Source organism: Geodermatophilus sp. SYSU D01036, from assembly GCF_054050435.1.
This window is the reverse complement of sequence record NZ_JBJGZJ010000036.1, coordinates 1-23,491: the sequence shown is the minus strand read 5'-3', so window position 1 is coordinate 23,491 and position 23,491 is coordinate 1. Positions and strand designations below refer to the sequence as shown.

22 protein-coding genes are annotated in these 23,491 nt (G+C 76.9%); 11 read left to right on the top strand and 11 right to left on the bottom strand.

The window, feature by feature from the left end; all coding sequences use genetic code 11:
* Positions 1 to 8: 8 nt before the first annotated feature.
* The gene (locus ACI8AR_RS22335; RefSeq protein WP_457052944.1) at positions 9 to 944 is read right to left on the bottom strand and encodes a MerR family transcriptional regulator; all 936 of its coding nucleotides are present in this window, start codon (positions 942 to 944) and stop codon (positions 9 to 11) included.
* Here ACI8AR_RS22335 and ACI8AR_RS22330 point away from each other — a divergent pair.
* Positions 918 to 1,826 (top strand): haloalkane dehalogenase, encoded by a 909-nt coding sequence (locus ACI8AR_RS22330; RefSeq protein ID WP_457052943.1) that lies wholly within the window; start codon positions 918 to 920, stop codon positions 1,824 to 1,826. The genes ACI8AR_RS22335 and ACI8AR_RS22330 overlap by 27 nt on opposite strands.
* Before the next feature lie 56 nt (positions 1,827 to 1,882).
* Positions 1,883 to 2,374 (top strand): VOC family protein, encoded by a 492-nt coding sequence (locus ACI8AR_RS22325; RefSeq protein ID WP_457052942.1) that lies wholly within the window; start codon positions 1,883 to 1,885, stop codon positions 2,372 to 2,374.
* Here ACI8AR_RS22325 and ACI8AR_RS22320 read toward each other — a convergent pair.
* Positions 2,371 to 2,745 carry an antibiotic biosynthesis monooxygenase family protein gene (locus ACI8AR_RS22320; protein ID WP_457052941.1) on the bottom strand — a complete coding sequence of 125 codons (375 nt, stop codon included), beginning with the start codon at positions 2,743 to 2,745 and terminating at the stop codon, positions 2,371 to 2,373. The two genes, ACI8AR_RS22325 and ACI8AR_RS22320, sit on opposite strands and share 4 nt — an antisense overlap.
* Positions 2,746 to 2,812: 67 nt before the next feature.
* On the opposite strand from ACI8AR_RS22320, the gene ACI8AR_RS22315 reads away from it, so the two are divergent.
* Entirely contained in the window at positions 2,813 to 3,370 is a 558-nt protein-coding gene (locus ACI8AR_RS22315) for a TetR/AcrR family transcriptional regulator (protein ID WP_457052940.1), read from the top strand.
* Here the strand turns inward: ACI8AR_RS22315 and ACI8AR_RS22310 are convergent.
* Together ACI8AR_RS22310 and ACI8AR_RS22305 are read right to left on the bottom strand one after the other, a co-directional pair.
* Entirely contained in the window at positions 3,333 to 4,787 is a 1,455-nt protein-coding gene (locus ACI8AR_RS22310) for a diguanylate cyclase domain-containing protein (RefSeq protein WP_457052939.1), read from the bottom strand. The two genes, ACI8AR_RS22315 and ACI8AR_RS22310, sit on opposite strands and share 38 nt — an antisense overlap.
* A gap of 61 nt (positions 4,788 to 4,848) precedes the next feature.
* Positions 4,849 to 5,448, bottom strand: a complete 600-nt coding sequence (locus ACI8AR_RS22305) for a TMEM165/GDT1 family protein (RefSeq protein ID WP_457052938.1) — start codon at positions 5,446 to 5,448, stop codon at positions 4,849 to 4,851.
* Between the two features lie 322 nt (positions 5,449 to 5,770).
* Here ACI8AR_RS22305 and ACI8AR_RS22300 point away from each other — a divergent pair, with 322 nt between their 5' ends.
* Positions 5,771 to 6,889 carry an MFS transporter gene (locus ACI8AR_RS22300; RefSeq protein WP_457052937.1) on the top strand — a complete coding sequence of 373 codons (1,119 nt, stop codon included), beginning with the start codon at positions 5,771 to 5,773 and terminating at the stop codon, positions 6,887 to 6,889.
* Between the two features lie 38 nt (positions 6,890 to 6,927).
* Here ACI8AR_RS22300 and ACI8AR_RS22295 read toward each other — a convergent pair whose 3' ends face one another.
* A complete protein-coding gene (locus ACI8AR_RS22295) occupies positions 6,928 to 9,549 on the bottom strand; it encodes a diguanylate cyclase domain-containing protein (RefSeq protein ID WP_457052936.1) in 2,622 nt (873 codons plus the stop codon).
* Positions 9,550 to 9,662: 113 nt separating this feature from the next.
* Positions 9,663 to 11,369: a diguanylate cyclase gene (locus ACI8AR_RS22290; protein WP_457052935.1), complete on the bottom strand. Its 1,707-nt coding sequence runs from the start codon at positions 11,367 to 11,369 to the stop codon at positions 9,663 to 9,665.
* A gap of 106 nt (positions 11,370 to 11,475) precedes the next feature.
* Between ACI8AR_RS22290 and pheA the strand changes: the two genes are divergently transcribed.
* A complete protein-coding gene (gene pheA, locus ACI8AR_RS22285) occupies positions 11,476 to 12,411 on the top strand; it encodes a prephenate dehydratase (protein WP_457052934.1) in 936 nt (311 codons plus the stop codon).
* A gap of 49 nt (positions 12,412 to 12,460) precedes the next feature.
* Here pheA and ACI8AR_RS22280 read toward each other — a convergent pair whose 3' ends face one another.
* Complete coding sequence (locus ACI8AR_RS22280; protein ID WP_457052933.1) at positions 12,461 to 14,557, bottom strand: MMPL family transporter; 2,097 nt, start codon at positions 14,555 to 14,557, stop codon at positions 12,461 to 12,463.
* A 58-nt stretch (positions 14,558 to 14,615) separates the two neighbouring features.
* Here ACI8AR_RS22280 and ACI8AR_RS22275 point away from each other — a divergent pair, with 58 nt between their 5' ends.
* Positions 14,616 to 15,068, top strand: a complete 453-nt coding sequence (locus ACI8AR_RS22275) for a MarR family winged helix-turn-helix transcriptional regulator (RefSeq protein ID WP_457052932.1) — start codon at positions 14,616 to 14,618, stop codon at positions 15,066 to 15,068.
* Between the two features lie 63 nt (positions 15,069 to 15,131).
* Here ACI8AR_RS22275 and ACI8AR_RS22270 read toward each other — a convergent pair whose 3' ends face one another.
* From ACI8AR_RS22270 to ACI8AR_RS22255, 4 genes are all read right to left on the bottom strand, one after another.
* The gene (locus ACI8AR_RS22270) at positions 15,132 to 15,467 is read right to left on the bottom strand and encodes a GroES family chaperonin (RefSeq protein WP_456939091.1); all 336 of its coding nucleotides are present in this window, start codon (positions 15,465 to 15,467) and stop codon (positions 15,132 to 15,134) included.
* Positions 15,468 to 15,632: 165 nt separating this feature from the next.
* A complete protein-coding gene (locus ACI8AR_RS22265) occupies positions 15,633 to 15,980 on the bottom strand; it encodes a metallopeptidase family protein (protein WP_387990556.1) in 348 nt (115 codons plus the stop codon).
* Positions 15,977 to 17,410 (bottom strand): GuaB1 family IMP dehydrogenase-related protein, encoded by a 1,434-nt coding sequence (locus ACI8AR_RS22260; protein WP_457052931.1) that lies wholly within the window; start codon positions 17,408 to 17,410, stop codon positions 15,977 to 15,979. Before ACI8AR_RS22260 ends, ACI8AR_RS22265 begins: the two co-directional genes overlap by 4 nt.
* A gap of 40 nt (positions 17,411 to 17,450) precedes the next feature.
* Positions 17,451 to 18,167, bottom strand: coding sequence for a hypothetical protein (locus ACI8AR_RS22255; protein WP_457052930.1), 717 nt, complete (start codon positions 18,165 to 18,167; stop codon positions 17,451 to 17,453).
* A 99-nt stretch (positions 18,168 to 18,266) separates the two neighbouring features.
* On the opposite strand from ACI8AR_RS22255, the gene ACI8AR_RS22250 reads away from it, so the two are divergent.
* The 5 genes from ACI8AR_RS22250 (at position 18,267) to ACI8AR_RS22230 (ending at position 23,293) form a co-directional block, all read left to right on the top strand.
* Positions 18,267 to 18,530, top strand: a complete 264-nt coding sequence (locus ACI8AR_RS22250) for a hypothetical protein (RefSeq protein ID WP_457052929.1) — start codon at positions 18,267 to 18,269, stop codon at positions 18,528 to 18,530.
* Positions 18,527 to 19,819 carry a serine--tRNA ligase gene (gene serS / locus ACI8AR_RS22245; protein WP_456939086.1) on the top strand — a complete coding sequence of 431 codons (1,293 nt, stop codon included), beginning with the start codon at positions 18,527 to 18,529 and terminating at the stop codon, positions 19,817 to 19,819. Before ACI8AR_RS22250 ends, serS begins: the two co-directional genes overlap by 4 nt.
* Positions 19,816 to 20,742, top strand: coding sequence for an HAD family hydrolase (locus ACI8AR_RS22240; protein WP_456939085.1), 927 nt, complete (start codon positions 19,816 to 19,818; stop codon positions 20,740 to 20,742). Before serS ends, ACI8AR_RS22240 begins: the two co-directional genes overlap by 4 nt.
* Positions 20,735 to 21,538: a Cof-type HAD-IIB family hydrolase gene (locus ACI8AR_RS22235; RefSeq protein WP_457052928.1), complete on the top strand. Its 804-nt coding sequence runs from the start codon at positions 20,735 to 20,737 to the stop codon at positions 21,536 to 21,538. The genes ACI8AR_RS22240 and ACI8AR_RS22235 overlap by 8 nt, the downstream gene beginning before the upstream one ends.
* Positions 21,539 to 21,652: 114 nt before the next feature.
* Positions 21,653 to 23,293, top strand: coding sequence for a methyl-accepting chemotaxis protein (locus tag ACI8AR_RS22230; RefSeq protein WP_457052927.1), 1,641 nt, complete (start codon positions 21,653 to 21,655; stop codon positions 23,291 to 23,293).
* Positions 23,294 to 23,491: the final 198 nt, after the last annotated feature.

The following is a 23,491-nucleotide window of genomic DNA, read 5'->3' as shown; positions in this document are numbered from 1 at the left end:
CCCGACACTCAGCCCTGTCGGGCGGCGTTGGCCTGGACGGCGGTGCTCACCCACTGCGCCAGGCCGGGCGCGACCTGCTCGTAGGTGGCGGTGAACCGCTCGTCCTCGACGTACATCCGGCCCAGGGCCGCGTGCATCTCCGGCGGGCAGTCGTAGAACCACCGGGAGATCTGCTGCCGCGCCTCCTCGGCGAGGTCCATGCCCTGCGGCGAGTCGGGCGCCACGCCACCGCGCAGCGCCTCGGCCATCCGCCGGTTGAGGTCCTCGCCCTCGGCCCTGATCCGGACCCAGTCCTCCTTCGTGTAGGCCGCGGTGCGCCGCGCGGACTCGCGGTAGGCGTCGGTGTCGCCCCAGCGCTCCTGGACCTCGGCCTCGTACCGCTCCGGGTCGTGCTCGCCGAACACCTCGAACCGCTCCTCGGGGGTCAGTGCGATCCCCATCTGCCTCGCCTCCATCTCCTTCTCGACGGCCGCGACCATCGCCCGCGTCCGCTCCAGCCGGTCCCGCAGCAGCCGGTGCTGCCGGCGCAGGTGCTCGGCGGGGTCGGCGGACGGGTCGTCCAGGAGGGCCGCGACCTCCTCGAGGGGGAACCCCAGCTCGCGGTAGAGCAGCACCTGGTGCAGCCGGTCCAGGTCCGCCGCCGAGTAGCGGCGGTAGCCGGCCGCGGTGCGTCCCGACGGCGACAGCAGGCCGATCCGGTCGTAGTGGTGCAGCGTGCGCACCGTGACGCCGGCCAGCGCCGCCACCTCGCCCACCTTCATCCCGGGTCCCTCCTCCCTGACGGCGACGAGTGCACAGCCTGACGTCGCGTCAGGGTCAAGCGCGATCGTCGCGTCGGGGTCGAGCGCGATCGTCGCGTCGGGGTCGAGCGCGATCCCCGGACGGCGGGCGAGCGGCGCCTGGGCGAGGATCGCCGCATGGCCGACCAGGACGACAGCACCCACGAGGAGGTCTCGCCCGAGGACCCCTTCCCCCGGCGGCGGGTGACCGTCCGCGGCACCGAGATGGCCTGCGTCGACGTCGGCGAGGGCGACCCGATCGTGTTCCTGCACGGCAACCCGACCTCGTCCTACCTGTGGCGCAACGTCATCCCGCACGTGCAGCACCTCGGCCGCTGCATCGCGCCGGACCTGGTCGGCATGGGGGAGTCCGGCAAGCTGCCCGACCCGCGGCGCGGCACCTACTCCTTCGCCACGCACGCCGCGCACCTGGACGGCCTGCTGGAGGCGCTCGGGGTGGAGCGGCGGGTCACCTTCGTGCTGCACGACTGGGGCTCGGCGCTGGGCTTCTCCTGGGCGCACCGCCACCCCGAGGCGGTCCGCGGCCTGGCCTTCACCGAGGCGATCGTCACCCCGATGACCTGGGCCGACTGGCCGGCGGACGGCCGCAAGATCTTCCAGGCCATGCGCAGCGACGACGGCGAGGTCGTCATCCTCGACAAGAACGTCTTCGTCGAGCGCATCCTCCCGGCGTCCGTGCTGCGCGGACTCTCCCCGGAGGCGCACGAGCGCTACCGGCAGCCGTTCCGCGAACGCGAGGACCGCTGGCCGACGCTCGAGTGGCCGCGCCAGCTCCCCATCGCCAACGTGCCGCCGGCCGTCCACGACGTCGTCGCGCGGTACGGGCACTGGCTGCGGACCAGCGCCGTGCCGAAGCTGTTCGTGGACGCCGAGCCCGGCTGGCTGCTGACCGGGCGGGCACGCGCGCTGGTGCGGAAGTGGCCCTCGGTGACCGAGGTCACCGTGCCCGGCTCGCACTTCGTCCCCGAGGACTCGCCGCACGCGATCGGCCGGGCGCTGGCCGACTGGATCCCGACGCTGCCCTGAGCGGGGTGTCGGGTTCGTCCAAGACGGCGCCGGGCCGCGGCGGCAGGGTGAGGGGCATGGCGATCACCGACGGCCGCCCGGACGGCTACACGACCCTCACCCCCTTCCTGGTCTGCTCGCCCGCGGCGGAGGCGATCCGCTTCTACGAGGAGGTCTTCGGCGCGACGACGGTCAGCCGGATGGGCGCCCCGGACGGCACCGTGCCGCACGCGGAGCTGCAGTTCAGCGCCGGCCGGCTGCAGCTGGGCGACCCGAACCCGCAGTTCGGCCTGGTCGCGCCGACCGGGCAGGCCGAGGACCGGGTCAGCGCCTCGACCTGCGTATACGTCCCCGACGTCGACGCGGTGGTCGCCGCGGCCGTCGAGCGCGGCGCCACCGTGCGGGAGCAGCCGGCCACGTTCGTCACCGGCGACCGGTTCGCCTCGATCCACGACCCGTTCGGCCACCGCTGGGCGGTCATGACCCGGGTCGAGGACGTCGGCCCCGAGGAGGCCGAGCGGCGGCTGGCCGAGTGGGCGGCCTCCGGCGCGCTGGAGCAGTCCGGCTAGACGGCGGCCAGCGCCGCGTCGACCGTCGGCGCGGCGCCGTCGCCGGGCAGCGTCCGGTTGCCGAACGACGCCAGCCGCGGCGCCCAGCGGCGCATCGCCGAGCGGTGCGGGTCGGTGCGGGCGAACGCGCGGACGGCGGCCTCGTCGTCCCACCAGGAGACGGTGGTGAACGTGCGGGCCAGCGGCCGCGCGCGCAGCAGCAGCGACCGGGCGCCGGGGGAACCGGCCACCTGGCGGCGGATCGCCAGCGAGGCGGCGAGGAAGGCCGGGACGTCGGCCAGGCGCCGCAGCCGCAGCTCGGTGACCAGCACGACGCCGGGACCCGGGGGCTGCCGGTCGGCGGTCCAGGACAGGTCGGGGATGACGGCCATCGGGGTCCTCCTTTACAGGTGTAAAGCGACGGTAGGCCCGCCGCTTAACGCCTGTAAAGTCGATTCCGTGGCCCGGGACCTCCGCTCCGACCTCGTGAGTGCCGCGACCGCCCTGCTCGAGCGGACCGGCGCGGTCGAGGCGGTCACGCTGCGCGGGGTCGCGCGCGAGGCCGGGGTCACCGCACCCGCCGTCTACGGCCACTTCGCCGACCTGGCCGCCCTCCTCGACGCCGTCGTGGACCGGGGGTTCGCCGACCTGGTCGCCGCGATCCGCGAGGCGACGGCCGGCCTGGACGACCCGGCCGAGCGGCTGCGCGCCGGGTGCCGGGCCTACGTGCACGCGGGCCTCGCCGCGCCGGCGCGCTACCGGGCGATGTTCGGCCCGCGGCGGCCGGTCGCCGGGGCGCGCGCCTTCGACGTCCTGGTCGCCGCGATGGCCGCCTGCGTGGCGGCCGGGGTCTCCGCCGGCCGGGACCCGCGGGCCGACGCCGCCCTCGTGTGGACGGCGCTGCACGGGCTGGTCACCCTCCGCGCGAGCAGGCCGGACGAGCCCTGGCCCGAGCCTGGCGCGCAGGCCGACGTGCTGGTCACGCGCCTCGCGCTGCTCCGCGACGGGAGCGCTTGACCGCGTACATCGCCGCGTCGGCGCGGCGCAGCAGGCTGTCGGCGGTGTCGCCCCGCCGGGAGAGGGCGACGCCGGTGCTCGAGCGCAGCGGCGGGCCGCCGTCGGTGGGGGAGGCGAGGGTGGCCGCGATCCGGTCGACCAGGCGCCGGGCGGCGGCCTCGGTGCCGGTGCCGGGGCACAGCACGACGAACTCGTCGCCGCCGATGCGGGCCACGGTGTCGCCCGGGCGCACCGCCGCCCGCAGCGCCGCGGCCATCCGCAGCAGGGCGGCGTCGCCGGCGGCGTGGCCGCGGGTGTCGTTGATGTCCTTGAACCCGTCGAGGTCGCAGTAGAGCAGCGCGGCCGCCAGGCCCTCGCGCGCCTGGACCTGCAGCGCCTGCCCGAGCCGGTCCAGCAGCAGCGCCCGGTTGGGGAGGCCGGTGAGCGCGTCGTGCAGGGCGGCCTCGCGCAGCCGGGCCTCGAGCTCGCGCTGGGCGGTCACGTCCATCATCGCGACGACGGCGCCGGTGGGCCGGCCCGCGGCGTCGCGGATGCGGGTGCCCGAGGCGCGCACCACGCGCAGGGGAGCGCCGGGCAGGTCGATCGCCATGTCGGCGTCGCGGACCCGCCCCTCGGCGTAGACGCGGGCCAGGGGGACCTCGGCCAGGCCGAGCCGGCGCCCGTCGGGGGTGCTCAGCCCGAAGGCCTCGACGACGTCCTCGGTGAGCCGGGCGCCCTGGATGCGGTCGGCGGAGGCCTCGGGGAGCCCGTGCCACTGCCGGCAGAGCCGGTTGAACAGCGTGATGCGCCCGTCGGCGTCGGCGGCGACGACCCCGACGGGCAGCGCCTCCAGCAGCGCGCGGGTGAACGCCTCGGAGCGGGCGGCGTGCGTCGCGGCGGCCTGGGCCTGGTCGCGGGCGGCGGCGCTGGCGGTGACGAGGTCGGCGAGCTGGCGGGCCTGCCGGCGCCGCGCGAACAGCGCCACCACGACTGCGGCGAGGTCGGCCAGCCGGTCCCCGGCACCGGGGGCGAAGACGTGCGGCTCGGAGTCGAAGACGCACAGGGTGCCCACCGTCGCCCCGTCGACGACCAGCGGCGCGCTGGCGTAGGCGCGGACGCGGGCGCGGCGGCCGTCCACCCAGGGGTTGCCCGCATACCGCGGCTCGGCGGCCAGGTCCTCGATCACCTCGACCCGCGGGCCGCCGGCGTTCACCGCCGCGCACAGCGACTCCTCGCGCGGCGACGAGCAGCCCAGGAAGCCGTGCGGCACCAGCTGGTGCTGCTCGCGGGCGTCGAGCAGGTCGACCGCCGCGTACCGCACACCCGCCACGTCCGCGGCGACGCGCACGACGGCGGCCAGCTCGGCGTCCCGGGCGAGCTCGCGCACGTCGAGGTCGGCGGCGACGGCGTCGCGGTCGGGCGGGGTGGAGACGGTCATGGAGGAGGCAACGGACCTCGCGCCCGCCGTCCGCACCGCCCGGCCCGCGGCCGTCCCCCGATCAGGTGAGGGCGCGGACGGTCTCCACGGCGGCGAACACGGCGAAGACGACGAACAGCCCCGCGGCCACCCGGCGGATGAGGGCCACCGGCAGCCGGTCGGCCAGCGTCTTGCCGAGGAACACCGCCAGCCCGGAGACGGTCAGCAGCGCCGCCCAGGCACCGACGAACACCGACACCGGCGCGTCGAACCGGGCGGCCAGGCCCGCGGTGGCCAGCTGGGACAGGTCGCCCCACTCCGCGGCGAACAGCACGCCGAAGGAGATCGCGGCGGCCCGCAGGAACGACGTCCGCTCCCGGGTGTCGGCCGCCTCCCCGCCGTCCTCGGGCCCCTCGGACGCGCTGCGCCATAGCAGGACCGCCCCGACGAGGAACAGCACCGCCACGACGCCGCTGACCAGCGCCTCCGGCAGCAGCGAGAGCAGGCTGCCCGCGGTGACGGCGATGGCGACCTGCAGGCCGAAGGCGGTGCCGACGCCGACGAACACCGGCAGCGGCGGGAACCGGGTGGCGAGGACGAGGCTGGCGAACAGGGTCTTGTCCGGGAGCTCGACCGGCAGGACGAGGGCGAACGCCGTCACGACGACGGACCAGACGATCACGGGTGGGTCTCTCTTCCGCTCGGCACGGCCGGGCGGGGGCGCACGCCTCCGACCGGCAGCGCGACGACTGCTCAGGCCGGAGGTCTCGCCCACCCGCGCGGGGCGCGGGCCCGCTGACCGGGCGGCTCCCGCGGGAGTCGCCAGCATGTCGACCAGCGGACGGGGGGCTACTCCCCTCCTCGGCCGCCCAGGCTAGTCGACGGGCCCTCGTAAACCCGGTGCGCCCGGGTGTGGGGCTGGTTACCGTCGTCCCGTGCCGTTCCGTTGACGCCCGTCGTCCACCGCACCGCCGTCGCCCGCCCGGCCACTGGCCCGCCTGGCCGTGGCCTGGACCGCGCTGTCCGGGCTGGTGCCCGTCTACCCGCTCTACGCGCTGCTGTTCCTCGACACCGGACTGACCCCGGTCCAGGTCTCGGGGCTGTTCGCGCTGTGGTCGGTCACCGCCCTGCTCGCCGAGGTGCCCACCGGGGTGCTCGCCGACCGCTGGTCGCGCCGCGGCGCGCTGGTCCTCGCCGGGGTGCTGGAGGCCGCCGGCTTCGTCCTCTGGACCGTGGCGCCCGGGCTGCCCGGCTTCGCCGCCGGGTTCGTCGTGTGGGGCGTGGGCGGCGCGCTGGTCTCCGGTGCCGCCGAGGCGCTGGTCTACGAGGCCCTGGCCGCCGTCGGCGCGGAGGAGGACTTCGTCCGGGTCCAGGGCGCGATGACGGCGACCGAGCTGCTCGTGCAGGTGCCCACCGCGCTGCTGGCCGGCGTGCTCGTCGAGGCCAGCGGCTACGCGCTGGTCGGCTGGGCGAGCGTCGGCGCCTGCCTCGCCGCCGCGGCGCTGGCCACCCGCTTCCCCGAGACGACCCCCACCCGGGACGAGGACGACGACGCCGGCCCGGGCCTGCGCGCCGCCGTCGGCGAGGCGCTGCGCCGGCCGACCCTGCGGCTGACCGTGGTGGCCGTCGCGCTGCTCGGCGGGCTGGACGCGCTGGAGGAGTACTTCCCGGTCATGGCGCGCGACCGCGGCGTCCCCACCGAGCTGGTGCCGGTGGCCGTGCTCGCGGTCGCGCTGGCCGGCGCGGCGGGCGCGGCGCTGGCCGGCCGGCTGGGGCGGCTGCCGTCGCGGGCGCTGCCGGTCCTGCTCGCCGTCTCCGCCGCGCTGCTGGCGGCCGGGGCGCTGGCCGGGACGCCCGTCGCGCTGGCCGCGGTCGCGCTGTCCTACGGCCTGTACCTCGCCGTGCTGGTGGTGGGCGAGGCGCGGCTGCAGGAGCAGGTGCCCGGCGCGGCGCGGGCCACGGTCACCTCGGTCGCGGGCCTGGGCATCGAGCTGGCGTCGCTGCTGGTGTTCGGCGCGTGGGCGCTGGGCTCCGCGCTCGCCGTCGCGGCGCTGTTCCTCGCCGTTGTGCCGGTCGTCGCCCGCGGCCTCGTGCGCCACCCCGTGAGGAGCCATCAGCGCTGAAGGTCCTCGGTCCCGCCTCTCGCGCGACGGCGGACCTCCTACCTCGCGGTGCGCCTCGCGATGCGGGCGGCGAAGACGCCGGCGGCGTGGCCGTTGTCGATGTTGCTGACGACGACGCCGGGCGAGGCCGAGTTCAGCATCGTGAGCAGCGCGCCGAACCCGCCGAACGAGCCCGGCTGCCCGGTCGAGGTGGGCACCGCGACGATCGGCACGTCGGTCATCGCGCCCACCGTGCCGGCCAGCGAGGCGTCCAGGCCCGCGACCACGACCAGGCAGTCGACGTCGTCGAGCAGGGTGCGGTCGGTGAGCAGCGGCCGCAGCCGGCTGCCGCCGACGTCGTCGACCCGCACGACCTCGGTGCCGGTCACCCGCGCGACGAACGCGGCCTCGGCGGCCACCGACGCGTCGGCGGTGCTCGCGCACAGGACGCCGACCCGGCCCAGCGGCTCGGGGATCGGCCCGACGGCGGCCGACATCGCCGCGGCGTCGACCGTGGTCGAGCCGTCGTACGCGGCGGCCAGCGCGACCAGCGTGTCGGCGGTGGCCCGGACGACCAGCGCCGGCCGGTCCGGGTGCTGTGCGCGGGTCTCCCGGACCAGGGCCAGCACCTGCTCGGTGGACCGCCCGACCCCCCAGACGACGTCGGGCTCGGCCGGCGCCGGGCGGGCCGGGGCGGCCGCAGGTGCCGGGGCGAGCGCGGGCCGGCCGGCGCTGCCGAGCGACAGCGGCGGGTCGGCCAGCAGCGCGGCGAAGCCGCCGACCGGGTCCAGCGGCGAGGACTGCACCGGACCGACCTGCACCGATGCGCGCGCGGCCGGACGGGCCGGCGCCGGCGGGGGCTCCGCGGGCGTGTCCGGGGCGCGGGTCTGGGTGACCGCCGACAGCCGGACGACGCGGTCGCGGCCGCTGCGCTTGGCGTCGTAGAGGACGCCGTCGGCGGCGGCGAACAGCGTGCGGCGGTCGTCGCCGCGGGTGGCCGAGGCGATGCCGACGCTGATCGTCACCGGCACCGGCAGGCCGAGCGCGGTCCAGTCGTGCGCGGCGACGGCGCGGCGGATCCGCTCCAGCGCCCGCTCGGCCTGCTCGGCGGTGGTGTCGGGCAGCAGCACGACGAACTCGTCACCGGCCCAGCGGCACACCTCGTCGGTGTCCCGGCACCCGGCCAGCAGCAGGTCGGCGACCGCGCGCAGCACCGCGTCGCCGCCGGGGTGGCCGACGGCGTCGTTGATGGCCTTGAACCGGTCGACGTCGACGACGGCCAGCGCCGGCGTGGTGCCCGCGCTGAGCAGCCCGTCCAGCCGCGCCTCGGCGTAGCGCCGGTTGGGCAGGTGGGTGAGCGGGTCCTCGTAGGCCTGGCGGCGCAGCTGCCCGGCGGCGCGCTCGTTCTCCAGCAGGCTCTTGCGCCGGCCGAACAGCTCGACCCAGCGGGTGCGCCGCTCGTCGACCCGGTCCAGCTCGTCGGCGAGGTAGGCCTGCAGGTAGGGCAGCGCGCGGCCGGCGTCGTCGAGCTCGGCGTGCAGCGTGCACAGCTCGCGCAGCGCCGCCCGCCGCAGCCGGGGCAGGCCGTGCTCGGTGGCCAGCGCCAGCGCCCGCGCCAGCTGCTCGTCGGCGCTCCGGCCGTCGCCCTGCCGGCGCAGCGCCCGGCCGAGCCCCAGCAGCGCCGAGGCCAGCAGCGCCCGGTCGCCGGCGGCGCTGGTGGTGCGGACGGCGGCGCGCAGCGGGCCGGCCGCGGCGGCGGACTCGCCCAGCCCGACCAGCGCCCACCCGTGCACCACCTGCGCGGCGACGACGCCGTCGGCGTCCGGCGGGAGCTGGGCCAGCGCCTGCTCGGCCAGCCCGCGGGCCTCGGCGAAGTGGGTCCGGGCGGCCTCGGGCTCGCCGTCGTCGAGCAGCGCCTCGCCCAGCTCCGCGCACAGCTCGCCCAGGCAGGTGGCCGCCCGGGCCACCAGCACGTCGGGGTCGCCGTCGTCGGGGCCGAGCGTGCCCTGCCCGGCGGCCGCGCCGGCCGCCTCCAGGGAGCGGCGCTGGTAGTCCAGGGCCAGCGGCATGAGCTCCAGGTCGGCGAGGACGCCGGCCAGCGTGCCGAGGGTGTCGACGAGCAGCGCGTCGGGCGGGAGCGCGGGGTCGAGCAGGCTGGCCGCCTCGACCGCCTCGTCCATCGCCGCGTCGATCCGCCGCGACAGCAGCTCGATGCGGGCGTGCCGGGCCAGGCCCGCGGCGCGCTGCACGGCGTCGTCGGTGGCGTCGAAGGCGGCCTTGGCCGAGCGCACGAGGGCGATGGCCTCGGCGGCGTGCGCGGCCGACTCCGAGCGCGGGTCGCCGTCGCCGGCGGGCCGGTCGGCGCGGTCGTCGCCGCGCTCGAGCAGGCCCGCGACGCCGGCGTGCAGGTCCAGCGACTCGGTCGCCTCCGGCGCGTCCAGCGGCTCGCCGACCAGGGTGAAGCCGGCGACGCGCAGCCGGCGGACCAGCAGCTCGGCGCGGAGGGTGTCGGCCCAGGCGCGGCCGAGGGAGGTCTCGCCGTCGCGCCCGGTGGCGGCGCCGGACGGCCCGGCCCCGTAGGGCGTCGACGGGTCGACGACCGACAGCAGCCGCTCGGCGTCGTCGAGCTGCCAGTTGGCGAGGGCGGCGGTCACCCGGTGGTGCAGGGCTCCCGGTGGCACCACCGCACTGTGCACGCCGTCGCGCGGTTCCGCGGGGAGCGCGGGCCGGGCGCGCCGTGTGGCACCGGTCCCGTCGCCCGTCGCGTCACTGGCGTCCCAGGCGCGCCCGGCGCTCACGACGGCGTCCCCTCGGCCGCGTCCCCGTCGGCCGTGCTCCCGTCGGCCGTGCCTCCCTCCACGAGGCCCGGGGCGCGCACCCGGTTGCGCCCGCCCCGCTTGGCGGAGAACAGGTGCAGGTCGGCGGTGTCGAACAGCGAGCGCCAGCCGACCGGCGCGGCGTCGTCCTCGGCCGCGGGCGCGGTCGCCACGCCGATGCTCACGGTGATCGGCTCGGGGAGCGCGAGGTCGGCCCAGTCGGCGTCGGCGACCGCGGCGCGCAGCCGCTCGGCGGCGGCGAGGGCCTGGGCGGGGCCGGCCGTGGGCAGGACGACGAGGAACTCGTCGCCGGCCCAGCGGTAGACCTCGTCGCCGACGCGGCTGTGTTCGCGCAGCAGCGCCGCCACCCGGCGCAGCACCTCGTCGCCGTGCGAGTGGGAGGTGTCGTCGTTGACCTCCTTGAACCGGTCGACGTCGACGACGGCCAGCGACAGCGGCTCGGCGCCCAGCCGCAGCCCGGCCAGCCGGCGCTCGGCGCTGCGCCGGTTGCCGAGCCCGGTCAGCGGGTCCTCCAGCGCGTGCCGGCGCAGCACGGCGGCCTGCCGCTCGACCTCGCGCAGCCGGCTGCGGCGGACGAACATCTCCGCCCACAGCTCCCGGCTGCGCGCGTGCGCCCGGCCGGTGTCGGCGCGGTAGGCGTCCAGCCAGTACAGCGCCTCGGCGGGCCGGCCCATCGCGGCGGTGGCCTGGCCCAGCTCGAGCAGGCACTGCCGGTAGCGGCGCCGGTCGGCGGTGGCGGCGAAGGCCCCGGCGGCGTCGACGAGCAGGTCGGCGGCCTCCTCGCCGTGCCCGCCGCCGGTGTGCACCTGCGACAGCCGGGACAGCAGCCGGGACAGGGCCAGGTCGGCGTAGCCGCGCAGCCAGGTGCCGCCGGTGCGGTGCACCCGCCGGTGCACGCTGCGCAGCGGGCCGAGGGCGTCGTCGAGGTCGTCGTGGCAGGCCAGCGCCCAGGCCTGGACGACGTCGAGCAGGTCGAGGTCGCCGGGGTCGGGCTCGACGTCGAGCGCGCGGGCGTCGCCGGCGCAGGCCAGCGCGGCGCCGGCCAGCTCGCGGGCCCGCCCGGCCTTCCCGCGGCGGCGCAGCGTCTGGGCCAGCTCGGTGTTCTGCCGGGCGCACAGCTGCAGCAGCTGCCAGAGGTCGGCGGGGTCGGCCAGCGCGGCGGCCACCCGGTGCCCGCGCTCGGCCTGCGCGACGGCGAGCTCCTCGAGGTCCAGCGCGGTGAGCGTGAGCGACAGCCACAGGTGCGCCTGGGACAGCGCGCGGGAGGGCTCCTCGGCGGGCGGGGACAGCTGCTCGGTGAGCAGGCTGGCGTCGACGGCGAGCAGCATCGCGGCGTCCGGGTGGTCGGCGGTCGCCTCGACGTGCGCGAGGTAGGCCAGGACCAGGGCCGTCGAGGCCGACGGCGGGCAGGCACCCAGCGCGTCGCGGGCGGCGGCCACCCCGGCGCCGGTGGCGTCCCGGTCGCCGTCGAGCAGGCCGCGGCGGGCGGCCAGCGCGTGCCGCCAGGCCGCCCAGCGGGGGTCGCTCGCGGCGTCGAACGCGGCCTCGGCGTCGTCGAGCCCGTCCCGGAATGCGTCGGCGTCGTCCCGGCTGCTCGCCGTCAGCAGGCGCCGCAGTGCAGCATCGAGGTCACCGTCGGTGACGGGTGCGGGGCCGGGGGTCACGCATCCCTCCTCCTCGACACCGGGCGACCGGCCGCACGGGCCGGCGGCGAGGCAGTTCCCCCCGGACCCGGACTGCGCCCCGGCCCGACCGCACTACCCTCGTCGGGTGCCCCAGACGCCTCCGACGCGGTTCGCCTATCTCGGGCCCGAGGGTACCTTCGCCGAAGCGGCGCTGAGCAGCGCCGTTGCCCCTGGGGAGGGAGTGCGGCAGCCCGCGGCCAGCGTCGCCGCCGCGCTGGCGGCGGTCCGCGCCGGGGACGCCGACGCCGCCCTCGTGCCGCTGGAGAACTCGGTCGAGGGCTCGGTCCCGGCCACGATGGACGGCCTGGCCGACGGCGACCCGCTGGTCATCACCCGCGAGGTCTTCCTCCCCGTCGCGTTCGTCCTCGCCGCCCGCCCCGGCACCCGGCTCGGCGACGTCCGCGCCGTCGTCAGCCACCCCCACGCGCTGGCCCAGACCGCGCGCACGCTGGCCGAGCGGCTGCCCGGCGTCCCGACCCTGCCGGCCTCCTCGACGGCGGCCGCCGCCCGGGCGGTCGCCGAGGGCGAGTCCGACGCCGCGGTGTGCGCGCCGATCGCCGCCGAGCGCTACGGGCTGGTCCCGCTGGCCGACGACGTGGCCGACTTCCCCGGCGCGGTCACCCGCTTCGTGCTCGTGGCCCGCCCCGGGGCGCTGCCGGAGCCGACCGGCGACGACAAAACCTCGCTGGTCGCCGTCGTCGCCGACCGCACCGGCGCGCTGCTCGACGTCCTGCGCGAGTTCGCCGTCCGCGGGATCAGCCTCACCCGCATCGAGTCCCGGCCCACCCGCGACCGGCTGTGGGTCTACTCGTTCTCCCTGGACTGCGAGGGGCACGTCGCCGAGGCGCGGGTGGGGGAGGCGCTGGCCGCGCTGCACCGGGTCTGCGAGGACGTGCGGTTCCTCGGCTCCTACCCGCGCGCCGACGGCCGCACCAACCGGCCGGTCCCCGCCGAGGCCGCCGACGCCGCGTTCACCGACGCGGCCGACTGGCTCGCCCGCCTGCGCGCCGGCGAGGTCTGAGCGGGCACTTCCGCGGAGATGCACCGTGCATCTCCGCGGAAGTGCACGGTCACGCCGGCTCGAGCTCCCGCTCGGGCTCCGGGGACGGGCGGCGCGACAGGCGGCTCGGCCACCAGGTGCGGTCACCGAGCAACGCCACCGCCGAGGGCACGACCAGCGAGCGGACCACGAAGGTGTCCAGCAGCACGCCGAACCCGACGAGGAACGCCAGCTGGGTGAGGAACAGCAGCGGCAGCACCGCCAGCGCCCCGAACGTCGCCGCCAGCACCATCCCGGCGCTGGTGATGACCCCGCCGGTGACGGCCAGCGCGCGCAGGACGCCGTCGCGGGTGCCGTGCCGCGCGGACTCCTCCCGCGCCCGGGTCATGAGGAAGATGTTGTAGTCGATCCCCAGGGCGACGAGGAACACGAACCCGATCAGCAGGATGCCGGGGTCGCTGCCGGGGAAGCCGAAGACGCCGTCGAACAGCAGCGCGGCGACGCCGACCGTCGCGCCGACGCTGAGCACCACGGTGGCCACCAGCAGCAGCGGCGCCACCAGCGAGCGCAGCAGCAGTGCCAGGACGACGGTGATCACCACGAGCACGCTCGGCACGATCACCCGCAGGTCGCGCGCGGCGGTCTCCCGGGCGTCGAGGTTGCTCGCGGTGTCGCCGCCGACGAGCGCGGCCGGGTCGGCGTCGTCGAGCGTGGTGCGCAGGTCCTGGACGACGTCGATGGCCTCGGTGCTGTCGGCCGGGACGGCGAGGGTGACGTCGAGGCGCACCAGCCCGTCGACGACGACCGGGTCGCCGCCGGGCGGGCCGCCGGTGAACGGGGCGACGGACGCCACGCCCTCGGTGGCCGCGGCCGCCTCGGCGACCTCCGGCCAGGTCCCCTCCGGCGTGACGACGACGGTGGGGCTGCCGGAGCCCGCGTCGAAGTGGCGGGCCAGCGCCTCCTGCCCGTCGACGCCGTTGGACTCGCCGCGGATCGCGTCGCTGAAGGTGATGCCGCTCGCGTCGTAGGTGGGCGCGAACACCGCCGCGGCGACCAGCGCCAGCGTGCTCAGCGCCAGCACGCGCCGCGGCCGGCGGCCGACCAGCGCCGCGACCCGCTGCCACCCGCGGCCCTCGCGCGGCGGCTCGCCGGCGTGCGGGCGGAACGGCCAGAAGGCCGCCCGGCCGAGCAGCGCGAGCGCGGCCGGCAGGAAGGTGAGCGCCGCGACGACGGCGAGCGCCACGCTGACCGCCGAGATCGGCCCCAGCCCGCGGTTGGACGCGAGGTCGGAGAACAGCAGGCACAGGACGCCGAGGACGACGGTCGCGCCGGAGGCCACGATCGGCTCCCACGAGCGGCGCAGCGCCACGCGGATCGCGGTGAACCGGGACGCCTCGCGCTGCAGCTCCTCGCGGAAGCGGGCGACCAGCAGCAGCCCGTAGTCGGTCGCGGCGCCCACGACCAGGATCGCCGCGATGCCCTGGCTCTGGCCGTTGACCGTGATCAGGCCGGCGTCGGCGAGCAGGTAGGCGACCGCGTTGCCGGCGGTGAGCGCGAGGCCTGCGGTGCCGATGACCAGGAAGGGCAGCAGCGGGCTGCGGTAGACCACCAGCAGGATGAGCAGCACGACGCCGAAGGCCGCGGCCAGCAGCAGCCCGTCGATGCCGGCGAAGCCGTTGGCGAAGTCGGCGAAGATGCCGCCCGGGCCGGTGACGAAGGCGTCGGTGCCGTCGACGGCGATCGCGGCGCGCAGGTCCTCGACCACGGTCACGATCTCGTCGCCCAGCTCGGGGGTCAGCGGCAGCACCGCCTGCACCGCCTCGCCGTCCTCCGAGGGGATGGGCGGGGAGGGCTGCCCGGCCAGGGCGCCGGCGTCCTCGGCGACCGCGGTGGCCTCGGCGAGCGCCTGCCCGACGGCGTCGAGGGTGGCCGGGTCGAGAGGGCCGTCGGCCTCCCACAGCAGGACCGCCGGGATCGCCTCGGTGGGGGAGAAGGCCTGGGACAGCTCCGCGACGCGCGTGGACTCCGCGCTGTCGGGGAGGAAGGCGGCGGTGTCGTTCTCCTGCAGGCCGGTGAGCTGCCCGCTCAGCGAGCCGAGCGGGCCGGCGGCGCCCAACCAGGCGAGCAGGACGAGCAGGGGGAGCAACCAGCGGACCCGACGGGCCATGGTGGAATCCTCTCGAGGGCCGATAATCTCGATGTTCGAGAGATTAGGGGGTGGGCGGATGACGCGCAACGACGGCGAGCGGGTGGAGGTCACCCTGCTGCTGCGGCGGCTCACGGTCGAACTCGACGCCGTCGGTCAACGCTTCGCCGACACGCACGGTCTCGGACGCACCGACGTCCGGGCGGTGACCGCGATCATGGACGCCGCCCGGGCCGGGCAGCCGCTGACCGCGGGCGGCCTGGGCGCCGCGGTGGGGCTGAGCTCGGCGTCGGTGACCGCGCTGGTCGACCGGCTGGAGCGGGCCGGTCACGTGCAGCGCGTGCGCGACCCGGCCGACCGGCGCCGCGTCGTCCTGCAGATGACCCCGCCGACGATGGCGGCGGGGGCCGCCTACTTCGGCGGGCTGCAGCGGGAGCTGCTCGCGGCGATGGAGGACCTCAGCGACGCCGACGTCGCCGTCGTCCACCGCTGGCTGACCGCGATGACCGACGTCGTCGTCGCCCACCGCTGACCGACGCTCTGAGCACACGGCGCGGTCCGCGGGCGTCGTGACCCGCGGTGTGTGCACACGGCGTCAGAGGTAGAGGCCGGTGGACTCCTCGATCCGCTCCGCGGCGACGGCGTGCACGTCGCGCTCGCGCAGGATGATCAGCTCCTCGCCGTGGACCTCGACCTCGTGCTGGTCCTCGGGGGAGAACAGCACCTGGTCGCCGACCTTCACCTGGCGCACGCTCGCGCCGACACCGCGCGCCTCGCCCCAGACCAGCCGCTTGGCCACCTGGGCGGTCGCCGGGATGAGGATGCCGCCGGTCGAGCGCCGCTCCCCGTCCTCCTTGCGGAGGGCCACGAGGATCCGGTCGTGCAGCATCTTGATCGGCAGCCCGCTGCCCTTGGCGACGTCGGATGGCACGGTGATCACGGTACGCGGGCGCCCGCCCCCGCCGACCCCGGCAGGGTGCCGGCCGGGGCGAGTGGGGCGGGGCCCTGGCGGAGGACGTCCGCGGCCCGGCCGGCGTCGTCATCGGGCTGGTCGAGGACCTCCGCTGACCGGCACCCGGACCCGCGCCCGCCGGGCTCAGCCCCAGCCGAGCTCGTGCAGGCGCTCGTCGTCGATGCCGAAGTGGTGGGCGATCTCGTGGACGACGGTGACCGTCACCTCCTCGACCACCTCCTCGGCGGTCGAGCAGACGTCGCAGATCGCCTCGCGGTAGATCATGATCCGGTCCGGCAGCGCGCCGCCGTACTGCCAGCCGCGCTCGGTCAGCGCGTACCCCTCGTAGAGGCCCAGCAGGTCCGGCTCGTCCTCGTTGCGGTCCTCGACCAGCACGACGACGTTGTCCAGCAGGGCCATGAGGTCGGCCGGCACCGCGTCCAGCGCGTCGGCGACCAGCGACTCGAAGACCTCCCGGGGGAGCGGCCTCACCAGCTGGTGGGCAGCGGGCGGCCCTCCTCGTACCCGGCCGCGCTCTGCACCCCCACCACCGCCCGCTCGTGGAACTCGTCGATGGTGCGGGCCCCGGCGTAGGTGCACGACGAGCGCACCCCGGCGACGATCCCGTCGACCAGGTCCTCCACGCCGGGACGGGCCGGGTCGAGGTACATCCGCGACGACGAGATGCCCTCCTCGAACAGCGCCGCGCGGGCGCGATCGAAGCCGCTCGCCTGGGCCGTCCGGGCCTTGACCGCGCGCGCCGAGGCCATCCCGAAGGACTCCTTGTAGAGCCGGCCGCTGCCGTCGTCGTGGATGTCCCCGGCGCTCTCGTAGGTGCCGGCGAACCACGAGCCGACCATCACGTTGGCCGCGCCGGCGGCCAGCGCCAGGGCGACGTCGCGGGGGTGGCGCACCCCGCCGTCGGCCCACACGTGCTTCCCCAGCCGGCGGGCCTCGGCGGCGCACTCCTCGACGGCGGAGAACTGCGGCCGGCCGACGCCGGTCATCATCCGCGTGGTGCACATGGCGCCCGGCCCCACGCCGACCTTGACGACGTCGGCCCCGGCCGAGATGAGGTCGCGGGTGCCGTCGGCGGTGACCACGTTGCCCGCCACCACCGGCACCGGCCCGGCCACCGACCGGGCCGCCCGCACGGCCTCGACCGCCTTCTCCTGGTGGCCGTGCGCGGTGTCGACGACGAGCACGTCGACCCCGGCGGCCAGCAGCGCGGAGACCTTGCCCGCGACGTCGCCGTTGATCCCGACGGCGGCCGCGGTGAGCAGCTGCCCCTGCGCGTTGACCGCGGGCGTGTACACCGTCGAGCGCAGCGCGCCCTTGCGGGTGATGACGCCGACCAGCCGCTCGCCCTCGACCACCGGCGCGGCGCTGACCCGCTCCTCGGACAGCACGTCGAAGACCTTCGGCAGCTCGGTGCCGGCCGGGACGGTCAGCGGCTGCGCGGCCATGACCTGCGAGAGCTGGCTGAACCGGTCCACGCCCTGGCAGGCGCCGTCGGTGACCACGCCGACGGGCACGCCGTCCTCGACCACCACGACGATGCCGTGCGCGCGCTTGGTCATCAGCGACAGCGCCTCGCCCACCGTCGAGCCGGGGGACAGGGTGATCGCGGTGTCGTAGACCGGGTGCCGGCCGTGCACCCAGGAGACGACCTCGCCGACGACGTCGACGGGGATGTCCTGCGGCAGCACCGCGAGGCCGCCGCGGCGGGCGACGGTCTCGGCCATCCGCCGGCCGCTGATCGCGGTCATGTTCGCGACGACGACGGGGATGGTCGTGCCCACCCGGTCCGGCGTGGTCAGGTCGACCTCCAGCCGGGAGCCGACGGTGCTGTGGTTGGGCACCATGAACACGTCGGCGTAGGTCAGGTCGGTCGCCGGGCGCTGGCCGTTCAGGAACTGCATGCCCCCAGTGTCCCGTACCGGACGCCGGCGGTGCCGGTCCTCACGCGGTGCGCCGGGCTCCCAGCGCCGCCGAGAGGGCGACGGCGGTCAGCCCGGCGCCGGCCACCAGCACGAGCGCGGTGGCGCCGGCGCCGGCGCTGGAGACGAGGGCGCCGACGAGGGCCCAGGCGGCGGCGAGGACGAACGCGGGTTGCCCGTGGAGGAACCAGGCCAGGACCGCGGCGGTGAGCGCGGCGCCCACGACCAGCAGCGCGGGGACGAGCGTGCCGACGGTCAGCCTGCCCGGGAGGACGGTCGCCGCGTTCACCCACACGGCCGCGCTGGCCCACCCGGCGTAGAGGCCGACGCTGCCGGTCAGGAGGACACGGGTCACCCGGTCGGCCGGCGTCCGGACGAGCACGCGCAGGCACACCAGCAGGGCGGCCAGCATGCCGGCGAAGACCGGCACGGTCAGCCCCGGCAGCCGGGCCGCGGCGACCAGCCAGACGACGAACCCCACCTGCGCCACCGACAGCGGGACCTGCACCCGCCGCCACGGGTCGGCGGTCGCGCGGCGCAGCGGGAAGCCGTACACGGCGGCGGCGAGGCAGCCGAGCACCACCGGACCCCAGATGGCGAAGAACGGTCCCGGCGGCACGATCACCGGGTCGCTGCCCGAGCCCTGGTCGAACCCCGCCAACGGCGGGCTCGCGGCCTGGCCGAGCGCGGTCGCCAGCAGCAGCCAGCGCCCGCGGCTGCCCGGTGGGGTGGCGGTCACGGCGGTCTCCTCCCGGTCGGGTGCACCGTCTTCGCGCGCGGGAGTGCGCCCGGATGCGGACGTGCGCCGGAGTGCGCGCCGGCACCGAGCATGCCGGGCGTGCGACGGGTGACGGGACGGGCGGCCGGCCGGGTGGACCGGCTGCCCGAGGACCCCGCCGTGCTCACGCAGGAGATCGACCAGTACCGGGACCGCGCCGCCCGCGGCCCGGACCGGGAGCCCGGGGGCGCCGGCCGGGTCCCGTGCCCGGGCGACGAGCGGCCCACCCTGACGTGGGCGCCGGCCGCGTCCACCCCGCCGGGGGTGGGCGCGGCCTGCGTGCGCGGGGCGGCTCCGCGCGCCCCACCTACGATCGGGACGTGATCGACCTGCGCCTGGTGCGCGAGCACCCCGACGTCGTCCGTGCCAGCCAGCGCGCCCGCGGCGCCGACGAGTCCCGGGTCGACGCGCTCCTGGCCGCCGACGAGGCCCGCCGCGCCGCCGTCAAGCGCGCCGACGACCTGCGCGCGGAGCAGAAGGCGGCCTCCCAGGCGGTGCGCGGGGCGTCGAAGGAGGAGCGGCCCGCCGTCCTGGAGCGGGCGAAGGCGCTGGCCGCGCAGGTGAAGGAGGCCGAGGAGGCCCAGCGCGCGGCCGACGCCGCGCTGCGCGAGGCGCACCTGGCGCTGGCCAACGTCGTCCACGACGACGTCCCGCCCGGCGGGGAGGACGACGCGGTCACCCTGCGCACCGTGGGCGAGGTCCCCTCCTACGACTTCGAGGTGCGCGACCACCTGCAGATCGGCGAGGCGCTCGGCGCGATCGACATGGAGCGCGGCGCGAAGGTCTCCGGCGCCCGCTTCTACTTCCTCACCGGCCCCGGCGCGCTGCTGGAGTTCGCCCTCGCCCAGCTGGCGGTCACCCGGGCGGTGGCCGCCGGGTTCACCCCCGTCGTCGCGCCGGCCCTGGTCAAGCCCGAGGCGATGGAGGGCACCGGCTTCCTCGGCGAGCACGACGAGGAGGTCTACCGGGTCGAGCGCGACGACCTGTACCTCGTGGGCACCTCCGAGGTGGCGCTGGCCGGGATGCACGCGAACGAGGTGCTCGACCTGTCGGCGGGGCCGCGCCGCTACGCCGGCTGGTCGTCCTGCTTCCGCCGCGAGGCCGGCTCCTACGGCAAGGACACCCGCGGGATCATCCGCGTGCACTGGTTCGACAAGGTCGAGATGTTCAGCTTCTGCCGGCCCGAGGAGGCCGCCGCCGAGCACCTGCGGCTGCTCGCCTGGGAGGAGGAGTTCCTCCAGGCGCTCGAGCTGCCCTACCGGGTGGTCGACATCGCCGCCGGCGACCTCGGTACCAGCGCCGCCCGCAAGTACGACATCGAGGCGTGGTTCCCCAGCCAGGGCACCTACCGCGAGCTGACCAGCACCTCGGACTGCACCACCTTCCAGGCCCGCCGGCTGGCCATCCGCTACCGCGACGAGGACGGGAAGCCGCAGACGGCGGCCACGCTCAACGGCACGCTGTGCGCCATCGCCCGCACCATCGCCTGCCTGCTCGAGGTGCACCAGCGCGCGGACGGCTCGGTGCACGTGCCGGCGGCGCTGCGGCCGTGGCTGGGCGGGCACGAGGTCCTCACCCCCGGGATGACCCTGGCCGCGCCGGTGCCCGCGTGAGCAGCCAGCCGCCGGCCGCGCTCCCGGTCCCCGGGGCGGCGGTGCCGGAGGCCGGTGACGTCGTCGACCTCGGCGGCGTGCTCGACGAGCTCGGGACCTGGCGGCCGCGCCTGGTGGCCACCGACCTCGACGGCACCCTGCTCGACTCCTCCGGCGAGGTCAGTCCGCGCACCCGCGCGGCGCTGGACGCCTGCTGGGCCGCCGGCATCCCCGTCGTCGGGGTCACCGGCCGCGGGCCGCGGCTGGTCGACAGCGTGCGCGCGGCGCTCGGCGGCCGCGGCATCGCCGTCCTCGCGCAGGGCGGCTACGTCGTCGACCTCGAGCGCGACGAGGTGCTGCGCACCGTCGGCCTGCCGCGCTCGCAGGCCGAGGCCGTCGTCGAGCGGATCGAGGAGGTGGCGGGGGACCTCGTGCTCGCCGTCGAGGACGCCGCCGAGCAGGCCGAGGCCCGGGCGGCGCTGCGCGTGCAGCACGGCTTCGACTGGCCCTACCCCGAGCCCGCGCACCTGCTGCCCCGGCACTCGGTCCTCCCCGAGGGCGCGGTGCTCAAGGTGTTCCTCCGCTCATCCACCCTCGGGCAGGACGAGCTGCTGGCCCGCGCCCGGCGCGTCGTCGACCCGGCCGAGGCCGAGCTGACCCACGCCGGCCTCGGCTTCATCGAGGTGCTGCCGCCGGGCGTCACCAAGGCCACCGGCCTCGCCGTCGCGCTCGACCACCACGGCGTGGACCTCGGCGACGTCCTCGTCTTCGGCGACATGCCCAACGACCTGCCGATGATCGGCGCGGTCACCGACGCCGGCGGGCACGCGGTCGCGGTGGCCAACGCGCACCCGGCCGTCCGCGCGGCCGCCCGCGGCCGCACCGGCGGGCACGACGCCGACGGCGTGGCCCGCTACCTCGAGGCGGTGCTGGCCGGTGTCTGACTGGCGCCCGCGGCTGATCGCCAGCGACATGGACGGCACGCTGCTGCGCTCGGACGACACCGTGAGCCCGGCGACGGTGGCCGAGCTGGAGCGGTGGCGGGCCGACGGCGTCCCGGTCGTCCTGGCCACCGGCCGCCCGCCGCGCTGGATGCACCGCATCCGGCAGGTCCTGGGCCGCGGCACCGCGGTCTGCTGCAACGGCGCGGTGCTGCTGGACCTGGAGACCTTCGAGATCCTCGAGGAGGAGGCGCTCCCGCCCGCGGTGCTCGCCGACGTCACCGCGGGCCTGCGCCGGGTGCAGCCGGGCACCTGGTTCGCCGTCGAGTACGGCCTGGAGTTCCGGCACGAGCCGGTGTACCGGCCGCGCTGGGACGTCGACGCGCCCGGCGTCGCCGAGGCGCCGCTGGAGGAGATCGTCGCCGTGCCCGCGGCCAAGCTGCTGGCCCGCCACGAGGACATGGGGCGCGACGAGTTCGTCGCCCTGGTCGAGGACGTCGTCGGCGACCGCGCGACGGTCACCAACTCCTCCTCAGACGCGCTCGCGGAGATCTCCGCCCGCGGGGTCACCAAGGCCACCGGGCTGGCGCGGGTCGCCGCCCGGCACGGGATCGACCCGGGCGACGTCGTCGTGTTCGGGGACATGCCCAACGACATCGCAGCCTTCGACTGGGTCCGCGAGGGCGGCGGCCGGGCCGTCGCCATGGCGCACGCCCACCCGGACCTGCTCGCCGCCGCCACCGACGTCACCGGCACCAACGACGACGACGGCGTGGCCGCCTTCCTCGCCTCGCTCTGAGCCGCCTCACTCCGGGCTGACTCGCTCCGAGCCGCCTCACTCCGGGCCGGCTCAAGCCCGCGGCCGGGCTGCCGATGTGGAACGCGACCGATCGCGCGCCACGGAGGGCAGCACATGAGCACCACCCCGACCCGCGTCCCGCAGACGCCTCCCGCCGAGCCCACGACGGGAGGGTGGGGCCTGCGCACGCGACTGCTGGGCGCGATCCTCGTCGTCGCGCTGACGACGATCGGCATCGGCGTCTTCGGGATCGACCGGATGGCCAGCCTCAGCGACCGGGCCGACCGGGTCTACACCGACGGCGCGCTGCCGGTGGCCGGCCTGCAGCAGCTGCAGGTCGACTGGTGGCAGCTCATGACCCACACCGCGCGGGCCAACATCGTCACCCTGCCGCCGGAGAGCCGTGCCTCGGCGCAGCAGAAGGCCGGTGAGACCGCGCAGACGCTCACCGAGGACACCGCCGCGGCGGCCGAGCTGCCCATGTCGGCGGAGACCCGCGCGTCCTACGAGGAGTTCGTCGCCGCCTCGCAGGCCTACCTCGCCGACCTGCAGCTGCTCGTCGCCGGCGCGACCCCGACCGGCAGCACCCTGCCCCTGGCGGAGCAGCAGGCGATCATCACCCGCCTCAACGCCAACGAGGCCGTCATCGCCGACTCCCTCGCCGCGGCCACCGAGACCGCCCGCGTCGACGCCGAGGCGACCGCCACCGACGCCGCCGACGCCTACGCCGCCGCCCGCACCCTGACCCTCGTGATCATGGTCCTGGGCCTGGTCGTCGCGATCGTGCTCGCGGTCCTCGTCGCCCGCAGCGTCACCCGGCCGGTCGAGCGGATCCGCGGGGTGCTCGGCAAGGTCGCCGGCGGCGACCTGCGGGTGCGCGCCGGCGAGACCGGCGGCGGCGAGCTCGGCGAGGTCGCCCGCTCGCTGGACCGGACGCTGGACTCCCTCAGCGGCGTGCTCGTGCTCGTCCGCGACTCCGCCGGCCGGCTGCAGGGCGCCTCCACCCAGCTCGACACCGCCGCCAGCGGCATCGCCGAGTTCTCCCGCGCCGCCTCCGACCAGACCGACGCCGTCGTCGCCTCCGCCGGCGAGGTGGCCGCCAGCGTCGACACCGTCGCCACCGGCTCCTCGCAGATGGAGACCGCGATCCGGGAGATCGCGCACAACGCCGCCGAGGCCGCCCGGGTGGCCGGTCAGGCCGTGGACGTCGCCGAGACGACGACCCGCACGGTCGGCAAGCTCGGCGACTCCTCGCAGGAGATCGCCACGGTCGTGAAGCTGATCAACGGCATCGCCGAGCAGACCAACCTGCTCGCGCTCAACGCCACCATCGAGGCCGCGCGCGCCGGGGAGGCCGGCAAGGGCTTCGCCGTCGTGGCCAGCGAGGTCAAGGAGCTCGCGCAGGAGACCGCCCGGGCGACCGAGGACATCTCCCGCCGGGTCGAGGCCATCCAGGCCGACACCGCCGGCGCCGTCGAGGCGATCAGCCGGATCAGCGCCGTCATCGGCGAGATCAACGACTTCCAGGCCACGATCGCCGCGGCGGTCGAGGAGCAGACGGCCACCACCAACGAGATGAACCGCAACGTGGCCGAGGCCGCGGGCGGCTCGCGGGACATCGCCACCGCGATCGGCGGGCTGGCCGCCGGCACCCAGCAGACCGGTGCCCGGGTCGCCGACGCCCAGCGCGCCGCGGCCGAGCTCGCCCGCATGAGCGGCGAGCTGCAGGAGGCCGTGGCCCGCTTCGCGGTCTGAGCCAGGGTCCACACGACAGCGGCGCCGTCCCCCGCGCGGGGGCGGCGCCGCTGTGCACTTCCGCGGAGGGGGGGGGGGGGGGGGGGGGGGGGGGGTGGGGGGGGGGGGGTGGTGGGGGGTGGTGGGGGGGGGGGGGGGGGGGGGGGGGGGGGGGGGCGGGGGGGGGGCGGGGGGGCGGGGGGGGGGGGGGGGGGCGGC